The organism is Lysobacter sp. ESA13C (assembly GCF_019970005.1).
GTDB lineage: Bacteria > Pseudomonadota > Gammaproteobacteria > Xanthomonadales > Xanthomonadaceae > Lysobacter > Lysobacter antibioticus_B.
On the sequence record NZ_JAHXYK010000011.1, the window covers coordinates 1 to 20,110 of the forward strand.

10 protein-coding genes and 1 pseudogene are annotated in these 20,110 nt (G+C 62.2%); 5 read left to right on the top strand and 6 right to left on the bottom strand.

Translation table 11 applies throughout. The annotated features are described in order from the left end of the window. Both LC490_RS19390 and LC490_RS19395 read right to left on the bottom strand, forming a co-directional pair. Nucleotides 1-3,916, bottom strand: a pseudogene (locus tag LC490_RS19390) (DUF11 domain-containing protein); the annotation flags it as partial. A gap of 1,571 nt (nt 3,917-5,487) precedes the next feature. Further along, nucleotides 5,488-5,991, bottom strand: a complete 504-nt coding sequence (locus tag LC490_RS19395) for a MepB family protein (RefSeq protein ID WP_223621273.1) — start codon at nt 5,989-5,991, stop codon at nt 5,488-5,490. Nucleotides 5,992-6,737: 746 nt separating this feature from the next. On the opposite strand from LC490_RS19395, the gene LC490_RS19400 reads away from it, so the two are divergent. From LC490_RS19400 to LC490_RS19415, 4 genes are all read left to right on the top strand, one after another. Beyond that, the gene (locus LC490_RS19400; RefSeq protein WP_223621274.1) at nt 6,738-7,931 is read left to right on the top strand and encodes an XVIPCD domain-containing protein; all 1,194 of its coding nucleotides are present in this window, start codon (nt 6,738-6,740) and stop codon (nt 7,929-7,931) included. A gap of 754 nt (nt 7,932-8,685) precedes the next feature. Beyond that, a complete protein-coding gene (locus LC490_RS19405; protein WP_223621275.1) occupies nt 8,686-11,541 on the top strand; it encodes a hypothetical protein in 2,856 nt (951 codons plus the stop codon). Between the two features lie 57 nt (nt 11,542-11,598). Further along, the gene (locus LC490_RS19410; protein WP_223621276.1) at nt 11,599-12,108 is read left to right on the top strand and encodes a hypothetical protein; all 510 of its coding nucleotides are present in this window, start codon (nt 11,599-11,601) and stop codon (nt 12,106-12,108) included. A gap of 115 nt (nt 12,109-12,223) precedes the next feature. Continuing rightward, a complete protein-coding gene (locus tag LC490_RS19415; protein WP_223621277.1) occupies nt 12,224-12,820 on the top strand; it encodes a hypothetical protein in 597 nt (198 codons plus the stop codon). 257 nt (nt 12,821-13,077) lie between these two features. Here the strand turns inward: LC490_RS19415 and LC490_RS19420 are convergent, their stop codons facing one another. From LC490_RS19420 to LC490_RS19435, 4 genes are all read right to left on the bottom strand, one after another. Beyond that, nucleotides 13,078-15,924 (bottom strand): pre-peptidase C-terminal domain-containing protein, encoded by a 2,847-nt coding sequence (locus tag LC490_RS19420; protein WP_081930520.1) that lies wholly within the window; start codon nt 15,922-15,924, stop codon nt 13,078-13,080. 763 nt (nt 15,925-16,687) lie between these two features. Further along, entirely contained in the window at nt 16,688-16,828 is a 141-nt protein-coding gene (locus LC490_RS19425; protein ID WP_223621278.1) for a hypothetical protein, read from the bottom strand. 306 nt (nt 16,829-17,134) lie between these two features. Then, nucleotides 17,135-18,370, bottom strand: a complete 1,236-nt coding sequence (locus tag LC490_RS19430; protein WP_223621279.1) for a WG repeat-containing protein — start codon at nt 18,368-18,370, stop codon at nt 17,135-17,137. Nucleotides 18,371-18,729: 359 nt separating this feature from the next. Next, on the bottom strand, nt 18,730-19,080 hold the full coding sequence (locus LC490_RS19435) for a hypothetical protein (protein ID WP_031370181.1): 351 nt from the start codon (nt 19,078-19,080) through the stop codon (nt 18,730-18,732). 438 nt (nt 19,081-19,518) lie between these two features. On the opposite strand from LC490_RS19435, the gene LC490_RS19440 reads away from it, so the two are divergent. After that, nucleotides 19,519-20,046, top strand: coding sequence for a hypothetical protein (locus LC490_RS19440; protein ID WP_152566020.1), 528 nt, complete (start codon nt 19,519-19,521; stop codon nt 20,044-20,046). Nucleotides 20,047-20,110 lie beyond the last annotated feature (64 nt).

Here is a 20,110-nt window from a genome sequence, read left to right on the forward strand (position 1 = left end):
CCGACAGCGAACCGTCGACGAAGGTGAAGCCTGCAGGCGGCGTGTCGACCAGGGTCGCATCGATCGCGTCGACGATACCGGTGTTCTCGACCGTGACCGTGTAGCGGACCAGGTCGCCGATCTTCACGTCGCGCGGCGAGGCTTGCTTGATCACCCGCAGGCTCTGCGTCAGCGTCACCGGAGTGCTGGTGGCGCAGCTGCCTTGGCACGCCGGGTTGTCCGTACCGGCGCCGAGCACGGTGTTGTTGACCGTTTCCGACGCCTGTTCGTTGACCTTCGCGGTATAGCTCACCGTGTAGGTGCCCGGCACCGTACCGGCCGGCAAGGTGCACACCAGCGGGTTGGCTGCGTTGCAGTTGTAGCCGGCGGCGTTGGTTACCGCGACGAAATCCAGGCCGGTGCCGAGGGTATCGGTCAGCGTGGTCACGCCCAGGGTCTTGCCGCCGCTGATCGTGGTGGTCAGGGTGTAGGTGATCGTGTCGCCCACGACCACCGGGCCGGCGGTGTTCGCCGCCTTCGCGTAACGCACCGAGGCAGGTATCACCGGCGTGTTGACCGTGGTCGTGCAAGCCGGACCGGTACTGCCCACCGGACAAACCGGGCTGGTCGAGGTCGCGGTGTTGACGATGTTGCCGGCGGTCACATCGGCCGCCGTCACCACATAGGTGCCGGTCAGCACGCAGGTCGCGCCCGGCGCCATCGTGGCGCAGGTGATGCTGTTCGGGGTGATCTTGTTGTCGTTCACCACCACATTGGTCAGATTGCCGCCGGTGCTGGTGTTGGTCACCGTCACCGTATAGGTCAGCGTGTCGCCCAGCGACACCGTGCCCGAGCGGTCCTCGTCGGCATTGGCGGTCAGCGCCTTGACCAGAGTCTGGCTCAGCGACGCCACCGGGGTGGTCACCGTCGTGGTGCAGGCCGGGTCGGTGCTGCCCACCGGGCAGACCGGGCTGGTCGAGGTTGCGATGTTGACGATGCTGCCTGCGGTCGCATCCGCCGCCGTCACCACATAGGTGCCGGTCAACACGCAGGTCGCACCCGGCGCCACCGTGGCGCAGGTGATCGTGCTCGGGGTGATCTTGCTATCGCTCACCACCACGTTGCTCAGGTTGCCGCTGGCGCTGGTGTTGGTCATCGTGACCGTGTAAGTCAGCGTGTCGCCCACCGACACCGTGCCCGAACCGTCTTCGTCGGCATTGCCAGTCAGCGCCTTGGCCAGGGTTTGGCTACGCGGCGGCACCGGCGTGGTGACCGTCGTGGTGCAGCCAGGATCGGTGCTGCCCGTCGGGCAGACCGGGCTGGTGACGGTCGCGGTGTTGACGATCGAACCCGCGCTCGCATCGGTCGCGGTCACCACATAGGTGCCGCTCAGCACGCAGGTCGTACCCGGCGCCACCGTGGCGCAGGTGATGCTGCTCGGGGTGATCTTGTTGTCGCTCACCACCACGTTACGCAGGGTCGAAGTGGTGCTGGTGTTGGTCATCGTGACCGCATAGGTCAGCGTATCGCCCACCGACACCGTGCCCGAACCGTCCTCGTCGGCATTCGCGGTCACCGTCTTGGCCAGACCCTGGCTCAGCGACGAGACCGGCGTGGTCAGCGTCGTGGTGCAAGTCGGATCGGTACTGCCCGGCGGACAGATCGAACTGGTCGAACTCGCGGTATTGACGATGTTGCCCGCGGTCACGTCCGCTGCGACCACCGTATAGGTGCCGATCAGGGTGCAGATGCCGCCCGGCGCCACACTCGCGCACGGCGTCGTGCCGCCCGTCGGGGTGATCTTGGAGTCGCTGATGACCACATTATCGAGATTCGTGGTCGTGCTGGTGTTGGTCACCGTGACCGTGTAGGTCAGCGTGTCGCCCAAGGTCACCGTGCCGGTGCCGTCTTGGTCGGCATTGGCGGTCACCGCCTTGGCGATCGTCTGGGTCGGCGGAGGCACGTCGTCGTTGACGATGGTGCAGGTCGCGACATCGCCAAGGGCGAGCGTCAGGCTGTTGGACGCGACCGCGGCGCCGCCATTGACGATGCAGCTATAGGTGCTGGCGGTATAGCCACCCGGGCCGCCGGTTTCGGAGAGGGCGTAGTTGCCCGGGCTGACCGGGGCATTGGTGACAGCCGCGGCGCCGGTGGTACCGCTGATATTGGTCGGGCCGGCCGCTTGCAGCGTCCAGGCCGTCGCAGCCGCGGTACCGCTGTTGTCGTTGACCACCCTCTTGATCAAGGTCAAGACCGCGGCCTGATCGTTGTTATTGATCGTGCAGGTCGCGGTATCGCCGAGGGCGAGCGTCAGGCTGTTGGACACGACCGCGGCGCCGCCATTGACGATGCAGCTGTAGGTGCTGGCGGTATAGCCGCTCGGGCCGCCGGTTTCGGAGAGGATGTAGTTGCCCGGGCTGACCGGGGCATTGGTGACAGCCGCGGCACCGGTGGCACCGCCGATATTGGTCGGCCCGGCCGCCTGCAGCGTCCAGGCCGTCGCAACCGCGGTGCCGCCGTTATCGTTGGTCACCGTCTTGACCAGGGTCAGCGTCGCGGGCTGGTCGTCGTTGACGATGGTGCACGTCGCGGCATCGCCATCGGCCAAAGTCAGATCACTGCCCCCAAGCGTGCCGCCGTTGCAGCTCCAGAGGCCGGCGGCATAGCCGGCCATCGTCGTTTCGCTCAAGGCATACACGCCCGGGGCGACCGACGCGTTGGTCACCGTCGAGGTGCCGCTGACGCCGCTGATCGGAGTCGGACCGTTCGCGCTCAACGGGAAGTTGTTGATCGTCGCGGTGCCGCCGTTGTTGTTGGTCACCGTCTTGACCAGGGTCAGCGTCGCCCGCGAGGTCGGAGTGGTTTCCGCACAGTCGTTGCCCGGCGATGCGCAATCGACGAACTGCGGAATAGCGACCGTATTGAGAATGTTCGCAGTGCCCGCGGCGAGCGGATTGTCCACCGTCACCCGGAAGGTCAGATTCTGCGTGCCGCTCGCGGCCACCGTCACTTCCGCCGTGTTGGTGCACACGGTGGCTGCCGGCGCACTGACTGCACAGTTGAAGCTGTCGCCCGCTGCAGCGGTGGTCCCGGTCGGCACCGTCTCGGTTATGCGGCCAGCCGGAATGGTGGCTGAGGTCGTGCCGTCGTTGATCAGTTGGATCTGATAGACGAGCGTTTCGCCGGCCGCAGCCGTCGGGCCGCCGGTCTGCAGCGTCTTCACGACCCTGACGATCGGCGTCACCTCGGTGCAGTCGTTGCCCCTGCCCGGGGTGCAATCGATGGGCGTACCGCCAGTACCGTCAGGGCGCCGACCGATGGTGGCCGCCACGACATTGTTGATCTCCACGGCACTGCTCGGCAGCGGGCTATTGACCCGGACGACGAACATCAAATCGGCCGTGCCGCGCGCCGGTACTGTGGCGGTATTGATGTTCGAACAGCTAGTGCTGTTGCAGTTGCCGAAGTCCTGCTCCGCATCGCCGGTTTCCACCGTGGTATTAGGCGGAATGGTCTCGGTCACGTTATTGGCATACACCGTACCCGCGTCATCGCCGGTATTGCGAAACATAAGCTTGTACGTCAGCTTGTCCCCGGCTTTGATCGGCTGACCCACCACATAGGCCACGTCGTTGACCAGAGCGAGCGTCTTCTCCAGGCCGGAGATATTCGGCCTCAGCGGGAAATTGAGCGGCACGGCGCAGGACGCCGTGTCGTTGGTCGTCCCGCCCGTAATCACCGGGCTGTACCGACCCGTGGTGCGGTTATAGAAATAGTGACCGCTGTTGTTGGACGCATAGACGGAGTTGCTGGTCGCCGCCAGAGAAAACCACTCGAGCAGGTTCGGCGAGCCGTCGGCCAACAACGGCCGGGTGAGGCGCGTCAAAGTGCCATCACCGATGTCGAAGGAATAGAAGTCTTTGCCGATCGCCACCATGCCCGAATCCGGGCCGGAAAATATCAGGTCGCCCGTACCGCCCCCTTCGGGCGGAAAGTCGGGAGTCAGAGTGATGGGCGTCGTACTAAACGTATATTGCGTGGGACTGCTGGCGGTAAAGGTATACAGCCTCATCGGGTTATTGCCGGAGGCAATATATCCGGTGCCAGGAGTACCCTTCGCCCAGGCCCCGCGGACGATATCTCCGTTGATGGGGAACGGCAGAGCCGCGTCGTACATGACGCCATCAGGGTTCACACCCTTCAACTGGACAGACCCCGAGGACTTCGTGACGAAAAGCAGGCGCCCCTGGTTAGAGTTAGCCTCCGTGTCGATCATCAACCCGTTGGCAGTTCCCGGACCGAGAGGGTCTGGCAGCGAAAAGACGGTCGTTTCGGTGCCATTCGGAAAGAACTTTCTGATGGTGAGGGCTTGCCCGGCGTTGGCTTCCTGCAGCGAATAAATCGCTTGCTCCCCACCGACTACGGCGCAGAAATTTTCCTGGGCCAGCGCTTGGCCAGCCGCGAACTGCGCCAGCAACAAGACGCTCCATACGAGCCCTTGTCGCCAGCTTCGCTGCGAAGCAGCCACGCGTTGCCGCAACAGCGACCTAAGAGGCGCGCACAGCATGCCTCCCCACCTGTTAACAGCTCCAACCACTCTTAGCCCAGAGATATTCATTTCTCGCCGCCCATTTGATTATTCAGCTGCCGGCACAGCGCGTATTCGTCATCCGGAAAACAGATACCGCCTCACCTCCCGACTGCGCGCACGCAGTCAAGAGATTCCTGATCGGAACTTCGCCCACAGCTCGGACGAGCGCGCGCCCCCTGAGTTGGCAGGAGCGCCCACATCGAGCGTGGAAGTCATGGTGTGCAGTCGGGACGGAGACGAACTGCGCGCCAATCGGCGCCAGCTCTCACCACCCTCACTGCCCTCAGTCCCAAATACCTGCAGCTGGCCGATGCGCCGGCTGCAGGTCCCCAGTTCGGCTCACCATGCCGTGAGGCCAATGCCAATTAAGTCCAAAAATAATGTGACATTAGTCTCATGGCGGCACATTTTCGCCAGATCCGGCGGCATTGATATAGGGAAATGTCTTAGTGCCAGTTGGAGGGACTAAGAAAAGTCTTAGACGCCCCCTCGGGGGCATCGTCGATACCGGTGCCTCCCGGCGCGTGCCGACGGCATTGGGCCGGCCCTTTTCGCGGTATTGCCAAAGCGCCTAGCCCGCTCGGCGGGCATATCGACTGCAGGCTTGGAGTCGCGTCGATCGCTCGCGTGCCGCTCGTCTCAAGCAGGCGATGAATGATGCGGTCGCCGCCTATCCGACCGACGCAGCGATCGGCGGCAACGCACGAATGAGTCGTTGCGCCAGGTCGATGCCTGCGCATCTTCAACAGCTTCGATGAGAACGGGCACAAAGCGCTGACTTTCGGAATCGGCACGCATCTGCGATGCCGATTACTTAGCTGGGACAGGAGAACACACAGGTCCGCGCGGACCGCGGCATTGTTGAAGTTCCCCGCGAACGACCGCTCGGGATCTATCGATTTGGAGAGGTTCGCCGGCTACTTTCCTGGCGTATAGAGCATTCGACAACGATCGCGATCGAACCGAGCGTCTCCGCCTATTTCCAGGAAGTAGCGCAACTGCCAATCCTGTGTGGCCCGGGCCTGCCCGCTCTTCGTCATGGCCCAAGGCGGGTACACGCGTATCGCTCGCTTGCCGCCCTTGCCGCTACACGACAGAACGCCTCGCTCGCTCAACACCCGCTTCGGAAACACGAACTGCCCGAAGCCGGAACGACAGCGCGCACTGACGATATAGAAATCGACATCGTCCGATGAGTCGAACGGCCGAATCGGACCGGCGCCGATGCGCTTCCATAGCGTCACGAATTGCCCGACCTTCACCGGCGTCGTCTTCGCAGCGCGAAAGCAAATCGAAGCCCCGTCGAGCCGGAATGTACAAGCGGCATACTCCGAACTCTCGGCTTCCAGGCGAAACTCGCTCAGTTCGTACTGACCCGGGTCGTAGACGAGCGCCTTCGCGGCAATGAGATCGCTATGCATGAAACCTCCTTTATGAAACGACAGATTCGTTGACGGAACGCCCAACAGGCCCGGGCATCGCCCATGCCAACGACGTCGATGGCAACGTACGCGCTGCTGCCGGCGGGCGATCGGCCTGGCAGGCTATCGGCAATCAATCGCAGCCATCGATAACCGAGACACCGCAGGGATCGCATCAGACCCGTGGATGGCCGGCCAAGTGGCGAGCCACTTCCACGTTCCCAGCTGGCGCTCACGACGCAGCCGGCCCGCGCGATCGCGTGCGCAATCGATTCCGCACGCGCAACACACGTCCGGCCGGCTGCGCCCGCAGTATTCGCCTGGCTAGCCGGGACGATTACAGCAAGCCGAGTATCGCTGCGTCCAGGCGGGATCGGGCAGCTAAGATTTTTCCCTATGTCGCCGACAGCCGCCTTGATCGACAATCCGAGCCACCTCCCCTCTAGATGCCGGACGGATGGACTCGCGGCCGCATCGATCTGCGGAGGTCTTTACTTCGGGCCGAGGCGGCCATAGCTGAAGACTTCGTGCCGATCACTCACAGAAGCAGCCGAAGCGCGCTGTGCATCAGCCAGCCGCGTGCACGAGCGCTTCAGGGTCAGACTCGCGCATCGCTCGATCGGCATCGCTCGGCGCTCAAACAGGCCCGGCAGCATGTGAATCCACTCTTGTTCGACGGTGATTGAAGCGCTCGCTTCAACGCCTGGACGGCATGCATAAAACCAACACGCAACCGGAAACGCCCCATGCCCTTTGCAGTCTATCGCGCAGACAATCGAGACCCCGAGCAGATCGCCGCCACGGGATTTCAAGCCCGAGTGCCGCTGGATGAGGCAACGGCGCGCCAATTGATCAACCGCTCGCTGGTCGATGCGAACGCCCCTGTGCAACTCCCCAAAGCGCGCGGGAACACGATTGCCGAGTACTTCGATGCGACGAAGGAGCGACCCGCGCTAGTCGGCCTGCCTGCTCTTTACGACCAGATCCGCAAAGAGACCAGCGGCACGACCATGCATGTATCCACATCCCCCAGCACGGGGGTCGGCGGCTTCGAGCATCGCAAAAACATGTACCGGATCGAGCTCCCTGTCGAACACATGTACGCGTGGGAGATCGATCCTTCGCGAAAAAATAGCATCGTCGCAAAGCCAAGGGCGATATCCGACCTCGATCAAACCCGTCCCGCCCGCGATCCCCAGACTGGAATTGCCTCAAGCAAGCCGGTGTTGCTGACCGATGCGCCTACGATCGACGCGTCCCGAATCATCGCCATCTCCAGCCCGAGCGGAGACGGCGAAGTCGCGTTCCTGACGGGTATCCCTAAGGAATGGATCGGCCAATCGCGGAGCCTCGAACACAGCAGCCCCTGGCAAGCCATGCCACAGGCAGTGGCACAAGCGGCAACTGGTCCAACCATGCAAGCCGCGCCTCTTCAATCCGGGCATTCGTCGAGCACTTCCCCGGCCGCCGCGGCCGCGCACGACAGCATGCCGGAGCGCAGAGTCGCAGACACTCATCCGTATGCGAATCCCACCCATGGCTTCAACGCCCTGTACCATCAGGCCCTGGGCGCCATCGACACACTCCCCGCCATCGCGAATCTATCGCCATCGGACCGAAGACAGAACGCAGCCTTGTTGGTCGACGTAGCCCGGCTGGCGTCGCCGCCGTTGGAGCGGATCGACTCGGTCGCTCTGGGAAAGAGCGGTGGCCTGTTCGCGATACAGGGCACGCAAAACGACCCGGCCAGCAGGCACGCACTGTTGGACAAGCCTGCCGCACTTCCCGCTGCACCTCCGACCAACCCGCAACCCGCTCCAACGCAACGCGCCGCACCCGAACCTGGCGCGCCGCAGCCATCCGTCAGCGCGTTGCGGCAGATGTTCGATTCCGTACAGGAATCCTCTCCCGCCTCGGCTCCAGCCCCACGTCGGCACTGATCTCTGCGCAGGCCGGCCTCAAGCGGGTCGTGCTGTAGCCCCACGCTTGTCGGGGTACGTATCGGCACGACCGGGAGCGTCCTGGCGATACTTGGCGCCGGTGGATGCATGGAGTTGGGAACCCTTGCTTCGCGATGCCCGCAGAGAACGTTTGTGGGTTTGGCCCCGACCAAAGCGCGGGGCCGATGCATTCGCTCGCGCGCCCCGACGGCGCCAGACGTACATCGCCTGATCGACGGGCGAGACGAATCACTCTCGGCTGTTGCTCGATCAACAGAGCAAACACCGGCCGGTACTGCGTCCTGGGCTTTCTTCGCAGGCAGCACCGGGCGAACGCCGCCTCGAATCCGTCGCTAGCGCGATCGGCAAGGCCGCCCCTGCTGCAGTGCAGCTAAGAGTATTCCGTATACGATTTTGGACGACAGTCTGTCCTAATGCATCGGGCTCAAAGGCCCGGGAGCAGAGCGCCGCTCCCGGGAACGGAGAATCGATGGACTGCGCCTACGAATAACGCCTGAGTGCGTAACCAAGCCTTGAAAACCGGGCCGCATCCGCCGGCCGAGGCTTGTGTGCGCGTGGGATGCGTCGTCGCGGCATCGGAACCGGCTGGGACACCCCTTTCGGGGCATCTCCGAAACGGGGTAATCCGGCAACTGCATGTGCCCACAGAACGTTTCTAAACGTATCCGAGATCGGCCTGTTCCGGGCGGATCTCAACAACAGGGGTTCGATCATGCGAGCGAAAAATGGTTCATTGGCGCTGCTGCTGATGGCAGTGAGCGCCGTGCCGGCGGTATCGACGGCGGCACCGATAAGCAATCCGCGCGACGACAGTTGCAGTCGCCCGGAGAACAACGTATCCAAGTTCTGGAACGATTCCAACTTCGCCGCCAAAGTGGCGCAGATGAACTTCAGCGGCGGGATCGTCTGCATCAACGCGAACGTGGGCATGGCCGCGGGCCAGGTTTCGGCGAGCGACGTCTATACCGCCGATCACATGTACTGGGTCGCGGACGCCATCGCCGTCAAGGCAAGGGAACTGCCGGGCCTGAGGAGCGACGCCGATGCGTTCAACTCGAAACTCAACGAACTGAACAGTCTGGTCGCGTTCCTGCGCATGGGTTTGGTCAATCAACCGATCGACCGACCGATCTCCAGTCAGCCGAGTTGGCTGATCGAGAAGATTCAGCTCGCCATGGACGCATTGGTCTACGGCTCGGGCGAGCCGAACAAGTACATCTATGCGTTCAACAGCGACACTCCCGCGAACTTCCCAACCGCGACCAATAGCGAACTGGTCCGCAACATCGCGCTGCTGTTCGCCGACGGCGCCGACACCCTGCCTTACGACAATGCGCGCAAGGACTATCTGATCACCACCACCAAGGCGGTCATCGAGCGTTTGAAGTACATGAACAACTACGTGTCCCTGTTCGTCCCGGCCAACGCGCCGGGACACAGGGCGCATGAGTACCTCAATGCGAACGCCTTCATGAACCGGCTTCCCGGGTACCTGATGAGGACGCTTCGGCAAAGCCTGCTCTCGACCAAGCTGGCGAACAATGCCCAGGCATTCACCACCGAGGTGCGCTATCCGAAGCGCATGAACGGTACAGGCGCGCTTCCCAGCGTCGACGATCGCGTCGACGTTCCGTTCTCCACCGGTACGGACAAAGGTTACCGCCAGGTGTTGCCGACACGCGATTGGGCATACTTCAACCTGTCGAACCGCGCTTACGATCAGAGCTATCAGAATCCGAACGTCGAGGTGAACGCGGTAGCGCCGCATTGCGACACCGTGCACTTCGAGCTGGTGTACAAGCCTAACTACGCACCGAAATCCGCTGGCGACAACCCCCTCTACTTCCCTCTGACCTTGAATGTCCGATCGGCGGGGTACTACGACGCCAAGGACAAGAAGCAGATCGATACCAATCTGTCCTACGGGACCAGCCCGGGCGGCTTGCCGAAGCAGGTCTATCTGCAGGCATCGGACGGCCATGACGGGAAGTTCTACTATTCGGCGACGTTCAAGCTCAATGCCGGCAGCGGCATCGACGCCGTCGAGTATCCCCTGAGCACCTTCGACATCCAGCTGCTGCCGGGCTCGCCGGTATACAGGAACAGCGACGGAACCTTGCTGGCTACGGACAGCCGCGGCGCTTACAACCAGTCGGAAGTCAGCGTCGGCAAGTTCAGGTATGACTGCCGGACGACGAAGGGACAGGTCGCGGCCGCTCGGATCAGAAACGAACCCACATTGCGCAGCGCGTTCTTCGACACCTACAACGCGGCCTTCGACACCGCACGCAGCGCCATCCTTTCCGACAATCCGTATCAATCCGGCGGAGCGCAGGCCGCGTTGATGCGCGAACTGATGGAGGCCTATGGAACGTACCAGTTCTCCTCGCGCTACCAGACCGCCATCCAGGACACCGGGGTGCTGGAGTGGTGGAAGGGCCGGATCAAGCCGATAACCCAGGCCGTCAGCGACGAACTCGTTGCCGGGCGTACCCGGCACAAGGGCATGGTGATGGCTCTGAGCTACGTCCTGAGCTATACCGGCCTGCTCGGCAACTGCGAGCACTACAGCATGTGCCGCCCCTACCGCGACAGAAGCAGCGCCGACGACTACTACTACGATGTCAAGTTCCCATACAACCGCGGCGGTTATCTCTGGCGCATCTGGGCACAGAAGCCGAGCGACCTGGTTACGGTCTCCAATGCTTACATTCAGGAGCGGATCACCAAGGAGCTCGATCTGGCGCACGAGTACTTCTACAAGAAGGTGTTGAACAACCGCTGGAGCGAATCGGAGAAGAACGGCCATAGCTATCGCGCCGGCGATTTATACATCAATGCGAACGCATACAACTGGCAAACCACCTTCGAGCCGTTCGTGGAAGGTATCTTCGACTTCAACGAGTATCACCAGAACAACACCTTCGCGGGCGGCACCTCGTACGGCCAGTTCTCCGACCGCTCGGAAGCGGCATTGGATCGCGGCTTCTGGATCTATGCGTATGCCGATAATCCGTCCTACCGCGCCGGCAACTACGTTCCCTGGGAGCTCGGCCACGAGGCCGCGCACGAACTGGATCGCAAGAGCTTGTTCCTGAAGCACTCGAACGACACCAATGTGGCCTCGTACACCGGTTGGCCGAGGGACTCGATCACCGAAGGCCTGGCGGAAGTGGTGCAAACCTATCTGAGCGAAGAGCTGGACCGCCTGGCCGACAGCAGATACCTGACCACCAAGACCGCCGGCCGTCCGGTTTCTTTCCTGGTGCATGCCGCCCAAGGCACGGTCGCCGCGAAGTCGACATCCGACATCTGGCTGGCGGGCGCGCGCTATGACGACCCCGCCTTTTGCAAGAACCGCGGCGGCTGCGTCTACGACATCAATACCAGCATCTACAAGCATCTGATCGATAAGGACCCCGCCCAGCTCGACTACATCAACGACCTCAAGCGGTCCGGACGCTACTCCGCCGCGAACGACTACTACGCAGGCGGCTTGCGGGATAGCTACGAAGCAGCGTTCTCGCAGAACATGCGCAACGCCAAGGATCAGTACGTACGAGAGAACCCGGGCAAGCTCGTGGAGTGATGCCGGACCCAAGCAGCGCCTCGGAGACGAGGCGCTGCCTACCGATGAGGTTGACGAATGATGCAGGCAAAGTGGTTATGGCTCGTCGTTCTAGCGGCGCTGGTCGGGTCGGTGTTCGTGGCCGTTTCCGATCCGTTGCAGCGAACGCTTACAGGGTTCTTCGATCAGGACGCGAGCCGATCGACATCTCCATCCGCAACCGATGAGCACCGCACCGACAACGCGCGCAAGCAGGCCGTCGGGCTTACTGTGCGAGACGAGGAGTTGCTCACCAGGCATTTGGCCGACCAAGACCCGGGCGCCGCCTTGTCCGCGCCTGCCGAAGCGAGCGTCGTGCCGGAGGACCTGGAAAAACTACCGGAGGCCGAGCGGATGGCGTATCTGGCCCGCGAGCGGTTCGGCCCCAGGATTGCGCCCACCCCGAGCGAAAGCGCTCGCTACAACATCCCCACGGCCCGGATCGAAAAACAAAGCGACGGCAGATATTGGCTGATAACGGACGATGGTCCGAGTCGCCCCAATCTCCCGCCGGGGACCATCGTCGAACGCGATCCAGAGCGGCGATGAATCAAGTTGCGCGGCACGACTCGCCACGCCCTCGCCCCGCGCGGTCGCCCTTCGTTAACCCAGTATCGGGCCTGCCCTGCCACAATTCAGCCACGACGATTCGAGGCCGCTGACCTTGTCCAGACTCAAAAATGCTTTGCCGTTGATTCTTTTGGTCGCCATCACCGGGTGCGCGCCGGAACAGCCCACTGCGGCTAATGTCCCCCCCGACTCGGCGCCGAAGGCCGCGCCTGCCGCATCCGCCGTCCGACCCGGTAAAGACGCCAAGAATGCGACCTATATGATCGACGGGGAGCCGGCCACGCTGGTCGACGGTGTCGAGGAGAAAACCATCGTGCCCGGCTCGGCTTCCAAGCAAGTGACGCGCTATACCGAGCATGCGTTCGAGATGGATCTCAACGACGACGGCCAGAAAGACCAAGTTGTCCTGTTGACCCAGGACAGCGGCGGCAGCGGCACCTTCTACTACGCCGCTGCGGCGCTGAAGACCCCGCAAGGCTACCAAGGCACGAATGCGGTGTTCATCGGCGACAGAATTACCGTTCAAGACTTCAAGGCCGACCCCGAGAGGCCGTCGCAATTCTGGATCAGCTATGGCGAAAGGCAGCCCGGGGAGCCGACTGCGGACGACCCGATGAACATGGCTTCCAAAGAGTTTCGATGGGATGGAGCCTTGCTCGTCGAAGTGAGCGCTGCCGGCGGTACGAAGTAGATCCACGCATACGCAAGCAAGCCCACCGTCGGCGATTCTCAACCCTAGCCCGACGGGCATGTCGATCGCGAACGAACGAGTGTAAGCCCACGGGCGAATCGAATTTTTCAGGGAGACGCCCTGGCCCCTAGTGGGCCGGGGCCATTCAAGAACCCTGCTGCCTCGCAACCGGCAACCGGCAAGCACCGCGCAGCAGCCGCTGCGCGGTACCCGGACAGATCATCCGGATCGGAAGTCTCTTAGTCCGATTGCCGCCATTACCGGGAACGATAGGTGCCGATCAGGTTCATTCCGGAAAAGGCCGACCAGCCGTTGACCATGACGTAGTACGTCCCGGCTTGGACGTTGGCGATGCGACAGACTTCCATGGCGCTGCCCAGATTTGCACGGCAGTCGTAATTGGTCGTCGTCGGCGATGAGCCGTACTTGACGTACAGATCCGCATCGCCCCCGTACCCGCTGGCGATGAACTCCAGATCCGAAGCGCCGAGCGGCACGCTCAAGGCCCAGTATTGATAGCTGCCGGTCGAACCGGAAATGCCGCCTACCGAAACGCCATTGCTCAGGATGCCGACTCCCGTACCGATATCTCCGAAGGAACCACCGCCCCCACTGCCCGCCCGGTAGCTGCCCAGCAGACGCATTCCGGAGTAGGCGGACCAACCGTTCACCATCACGTGGTAGGTGCCGGCCTTGGCCTCGGCTATACGGCAGGTTTCCGACGTGCTGCCCAGATTCGCTCGGCAGTCGTAGTTAGTGGACGTCGGTGCGGAACCGTACTTGACGTACAGATCGGCGTCGCCGCTGTACTCGCTCGTGGCGAACTGCAGCTCGGTCGCTCCCGAGGGAACCTGCATCGTCCAGAACCGATAGCTGCCTGCCGCGCCGGAAATGCCGGTCTTCGCGACACCGTTGGCCAAGCTGTCGGCCCCGCCCTCTTGGTAGCTGCCGACCAGGCGCATTCCGGAGAACGCGGACCAGCCGTTCACCATCACGTGGTAGGTTCCCGCTTGTGCGGTCGGGATGTCGCACGTCTCCGCGCCGTTGCCAAGATTCGCGCGACAGTCGTAGCTGCTCGTGCTCGGCGCAGCGCCGTACTTGACGTACAGATCGGCATCGCCGCCATATCCGCTGGTCGCGAATCTCAGCTTCGACGCTCCCGGCGGAACGACCAAGGTCCAGTATCGATAGCTGCCCGCGGCCCCCGAAATGCTATCGACGGGAATTCCGTTGCTCAGCGTGCCCGTGGGCGACACCGGAGCGGCGACGGCAATCGATTTGGCGACGGTATGCTTGGCTCCCTTATCGTCGGTCACGGTCAAGGCCACGCTGTAGGTACCGGCCTTGGCATAGGTATGGCTGGCACTGGACCCGGTCGCCGTGGCGCCATCGCCGAAACTCCAACTGCGCGATGCGATGCTGCCGTCGCGGTCGACCGAACGATCGGAGAACGCGGCCGTCAGGCCGTTGCTCGAAATCGAGAAATCCGCGGTCGGCGGCGAATTCGCCGACCCGGGATCCGGGACCGTTACCGTCTTGGTAACGGTGGAGATGGCGCCCTTATTATCGGTAACGACCAGGGTGACATTCCAGGTGCCGTCGAGGAAATTGTGCGCAGGATTCGCCTCCGCGGACGTTGCGTAATCGCCGAAGCCCCAATAGCGTGAAACGATGCTTCCGTCCGGGTCGGTCGAGTTATCGGTGAAATGCAATCTATTTGCATAGCCGCCGGAGACATCTCTCGCAAACGAAAAATCGGCCACCGGGCGCAAGTTCGCCGTGGCCGGGTCTCCACGAAATGCAGCAACACGCCTCTTGTTCTCGATCAGCACTCGCCGATTATCGTTAAGATCCGCGGTACCCAAGGTCGTGCCGCCGAACGTCAGCTCCGGACTGGAAAAATACCTCAGCTGCCGGCGTTGGCCATTCGGGGCCGAACATAATCCGTACGACATGATCGTGTAGAACCTGTTGTCCGGGGTGCAATAGCCCTGTCCATAACTGTAGTACTTACCATTGTTAGCCGTGAACTCATCATGAGCCGCACCCAGCAAATGGCCGATTTCATGAGCAATCGTACTCATACTAAGTATGTTCGACTTGCCGATGAAAGCGAACGCCTCCGATTCGTCGGGGCGAAGTTTAGTGACAAAGCCAGCTGTTCCATTCGAGTTGTTGATCAACAAGACGATATCCGCGGCATTCGCATCCCGGGCGGCGTGGATTTCGTCCATGTATCCATCGCCGCGCTTGATTGCACGATCCAGATCGAGAAACGGATTTTCCGTCGGGTAGTTCACCTCCAGGATATGCGCCAGATCGAGCGTCATCCCTACCTTGGAGTTGACATAGGCAAGATTGGCGTTGGCGATACCCGCTTCCACATCCGAACGGATATCTCCGCCCGCTGCGGCGATGGCTTCCTTGGCATCCTTCGTGACAACGACCATGACCCGGACGGTAACGTCCTCGCCCGCATTAAGCGCAGCGGGTCCCGGCCCGGCATATCCCGACGATTGAGGATTCACTGAGCTTTGTGCAGGACGAATCCCCGAGCTTTGCCCCGATGGCCTGGGCGAGGGCGCCGAGGGGATGAGCACATCGTCCTGCATAGGAGGCGATTCTTCCATTTCCGCCAGCGCATGCTCACCGTTCGGCAGCGGGCGAATACCGAAAGAGCGGCCGTCCATGCTCATCGTGCCGGTCACGGTGTTCCCACGCCGCACCAGGACCACGGAGTTGAGCGAGTCGTGGGCCACCTCGCGCCCGGTCATCCTGCGCGTCTTGGACGTCTCGCGCACGTGGCCGATCCATACCAGGCTGCCGCTGTCGGTACTGCGTGCGTTCTCCAGTACCAACGTCACCCGACGACCATCCAGGTCGGCTTCGATCTCGGAGACCTTCTCCGACACCGCAGCCGCATTGACTCGCACGATGTGGCGACTTGAAGCGCCCGGCAACGCGGCGGCGGCAGCGCGCAAACCCGATGGAGATGGTTCGATTTCACCTACGAATAACGGCTCGCCCGCATACGCGGACGCGCAAAGAGTGAGCGCACCTAACGTGAGTAAGGGCCGCATTAGAGTGTTGCTTCGAGAGGTCATGGCTTGCTGTATTCCTTTGTCGTTGAGAACTGAATTCCCTAACCAATGAGGAGAAAAAATGCCGACAAAGATTCAGGGCTTCGGATTTATCGGCAATTCTTTCTAACAACGACCAGCCGCCCCGCCTAGAATCCAAAACACGAACCCCGCGTTCCCATTCGGACAACCGCGCTCGATCCTCGCTACCTTTCATGAAAGCACTCGGAAACGGAAGTAAGACCATTCTGTGATTGCCGCCCGACCGATTCCGATCGCAGATCTATGCGAGCAACACACATACTGATCATCGACGCTCTACTCAGTCTGGATTCAGGCGCGACATCGAAGCACGCGGGGCACGATAAGTCGCCGCTAAACTTGGATCGTATCGGCAGTCGCGCCAGCCACCTGTGGACTCGTACGGCTCTGGCGTCGAGGCTATTCGCACGCCGCCGATGAACTGCGCTTCCGCGGCGTCGAGCCGCGTGAGGGCGGACGCTCGGCGAGGCGCCATTCGCTCTCGCAGTTCATCGGCTCGCTGTGCAGCCCCGTATGCGCGCTTATACCGGCCAACGTGCGACTGGCTACGGAAAATCGGTCAACCGCAAGAACCTGCACACAAAGAGGCCCGTCGAACAGTCACTGCTCGACGGGCCGTCTTCCGATCAAATAAAGGATCTGTGCCGTTCCTGTTCGATCTACCCATAGCTGCCTGCATCGACCGCACCAGCGGATCCGCATCGACCGCACCGTTAAGATCTGCACCAACCTATCCAACCCGCATCTAAAGCTCGACGTCGCCGGAGAAGGGAATGGAGAGATAGCCGGACGCCAGCGAACGCACATGCGCCAGGTACTCCGGGCTGTAATCGGAATTGTCGGCCACGATCAGCGCGCCCGCCCGCAAGCGAGCTTCCACCAGCACGCGCTACGGACGAACACACGCTCCAGGCCTTCATGCGAGAGGTGCTGCCGAACACCTCGAGAGCGGCTCGCGGACGCGCGGGCGACCTCATCATCGCGCCCCTCGGCACCCGGGGGGAAACGATTCTCGGAATCGCCGCGAACCGCCCCGGAGATCAAGGCCTATGCGGTGGCCAAATCCGACATGTTCCTGGCCTACATCGAGCCCATCGAGCAGGCGTGAGCCTGCGTTTCATGAACAGGTATCGTAGACGACGGCTCCGGCCCTAATCTGCAGTGGCATTCACATGCTCCCTAGCACAGGGTTTCAACCACCGTAACGCGGGTAGACCGCGGGAACCGCGATGGGATCGCGCTGTCGGCGCTTTCGTTCCCCGCCTACCTTTTTGGTCGTCGCCCTGGTGCATTCGCGCGCGGACCGTTCCGTGCCCGGCACCAGGGCGGCATCGATGCATACCACCTTCCCGGCGACGATCATCAACGCCTGGCCGCCACCGTAATCCTTCACTTCGTCGTATTTGAACGGCGTCAGTGGCCGCCCGTCCGCATCGAGCAAGGCGAACTTCTTCATCCTGGACACCGCGATGAGCCCGTGCAGGTCCCAAGTCGCGCCGATGTCGCTCTGGTCGTACACCAGCTTGCCGTGGGTATCGAACAACTCCAGCCGATACCGTTCTTCATGCGCTTTCCGGTACTGCATCCTCTCGTACGGATTGAGCGCTTCCGGCGGCGGATTGAGCAAGGCGCGGTAAGCGACGGTCCGCCCATAGAAGCTGCCGCCGCTGCGCGGCATGCGCAAACCGGTGACGAAGTTGACCGCCACGCCTTGGTATTCCTGCTCGAACACCATCGCCCAGCCTTGATCGAGGCCTTGGCGATCGATGCCTGGGGAGATGTCGTAGTACGCGATCGGCAGAACGGACCGCCCCTTGGCATCGAGCAGGCCATCGCGAATCTTCCTGGGCTCGTCCGGGCCGGCGATATCCCGCCGGACCCGATACCACGACACGGCAGGGTTCGCATCCGTGGCGCTTTCGAAGATGCCGCTGTACTCGAACGGGATCACCGTGTCTCCACGGGCGTCGATGACGCCGTAACGCTCTTCGGTCGAATCGCCCGCTGCCGACTTGACCACGGCCACCGCCTGGCCGTTTTCGAAATGCAGCTCGCGCTCGAACAGCATCGTCGACACTTCGTTGCCTTGCCGGTCGAAACCGCGCAGGCTCTGCAACCCGATGGCCTTGAAGCCCTTGCCGCCGAGATCGGTCAGGTACTGGTAGCCGATCGGGATCACTACGCGCCCGGAGCGGTCGACCACACCGAACCGCTGCTCACCGTGTTTACGAATCCGCGCAAGATACAAACCGTCGCTCATCGCCGACACTTTCTCGTGCGACGGCGCGCGCTGTCCGCGCTCCACGATCTTCGGCGGCTCCGGCTCCGCGACGGATTTTCCGGAGAGCGCCTGATAGTAGCGAACAGGGGCGCAACCCGAGATCGAACACACCAGCGCGATTGCAAGCACCTGCACTACCTTCGACATACGCTCGATCCTTGGGCGCGTAACCAATCACGGAAGGCTGCCATGATTAGCATGAATCTCAACGCCTGTGAAAGGGCAGTCGCAACCGGCGCATCGCCACACAGGCGGTCAAGGCGCCGGGAAGATCGCCCGAAACGCGCCGACCGGGAGGGTTGCCAGCGACGCCAGAACTGTCGGCAAGGTGCTGGCCCAGGTTAACGCTCCAACCAGGCATGAAGAACATCGCCCGGTTGAGCGGCGCGGGTTCGCGATAGGGCGAAGGGCGAGAACGGTGGCCGTCCTCGCCCTTCGATCCGATCGGTGCCATCGGACTGTCGCCCTCAATGCCGCGACATCAGCGTTTGGGCGACTGGCGCGGTTCACAGGGGGAACGGCAGCGGATTGGTGTGGTGGATGTAAATGTTGACAACGCTGATCCGGCATTGATGATGCAGGAGCGGTACGACCTCATTGGCGCCGGGGTCCGGCCAAACCTGCGACCGATAGATATCGCAGGTGGACTGCGCGAAGTTCCCGTATCCGCGGTATGCAAAAAGCATCGCGTTATCCCACAGTTGCCGGAAGAACTCGACCGATTCGGGGGATGGGGCTACCTTCGCCGAGGTCGGCACTGTCGCCGTGGGATACGGCGTTGCAGCCGCTGCGTTGTTCGCGCCCAGCAGTGTTGAGATAGCGAGCGCGCCAGCAAAAGCGATCTTCGTGATGTTCATAGTTACGCTCCATGTGATTAAGAACAGCGAGCAATAGACCGCACTGGAGGTGCGACGGCTCCGTTCTTCGTGACGTAGGTCGGACGCCGGAATCCGCGGAACAAGCTTGCGACGACAATTATTTTCCGGGCCTGCGAGCGGCCCGGTTCAAGAACTGCACGCGGAGTCGGTGTGGCGCCGGATGTGGAGATCCACATCGCCTATACAGACGAACTCGAACTAACGGATCCCCTACCTCCGACGACACGGGTATTCGGTTCCAGGGCCGAGGTCACAGTCGATTGCGAGCCCAGCGCACAAGTCGCGACCAGGCGATCGCTGCGGGGTGGCCCTCCTTGCAGACGCGGCACAAGGCACCCGTTGGAAGACCCTGCGATGGCCGCTACACGAGGAGGACGCAATCTGAATCCAGCTCACGCGATCACAGAATGAAGATTCGTGAGCAACATTACGGCCGGCCAGTGCTTCCATCCTGCCAGGCAACGATCGCGACGCGACCGGTCGGCGCTCGCCGATGCCGAGAGAGAGATCGCACCCTCGCCCCCAAAGAAGGAGACAGCCGCCATGTCGGACTTAACCTCTCGCAAGCAGTCCAAGGACGCCGCACGCTCGGTAGTCGTGACCCTGCAGAACAACACGCCTTACGACCTGGAACTCAACAGCAATTCGGAGAGCCTGCCGGACGGGAAATGGGACGACTATCCTCCGACGGTCATCAGGTCCGGAGAAAGAGGCGAGTGGAAGTCCGAGTCCGACCGCTTCGGGACCGGGACGTATGGATCGGTGAGCTACTACATCCTCGACCAGTCGCGGAACTCGGTATCGGTGAGTTGGGATGATCCCTATAACGGCAGAAATTCCGATGGCGGCGGCGTCAGCGATAACAACCGGTACAAACTCGACATGCCGGGCTCGATCGACGGCAATAACGCCGAGATGGATTTCACGCTCCGGTACCTCGGCTAGGACACGCAAGCACCCTAGTCGGTTCGATGCGACCGACACCCCGGGCCAGCGCCATAGCTGCGCT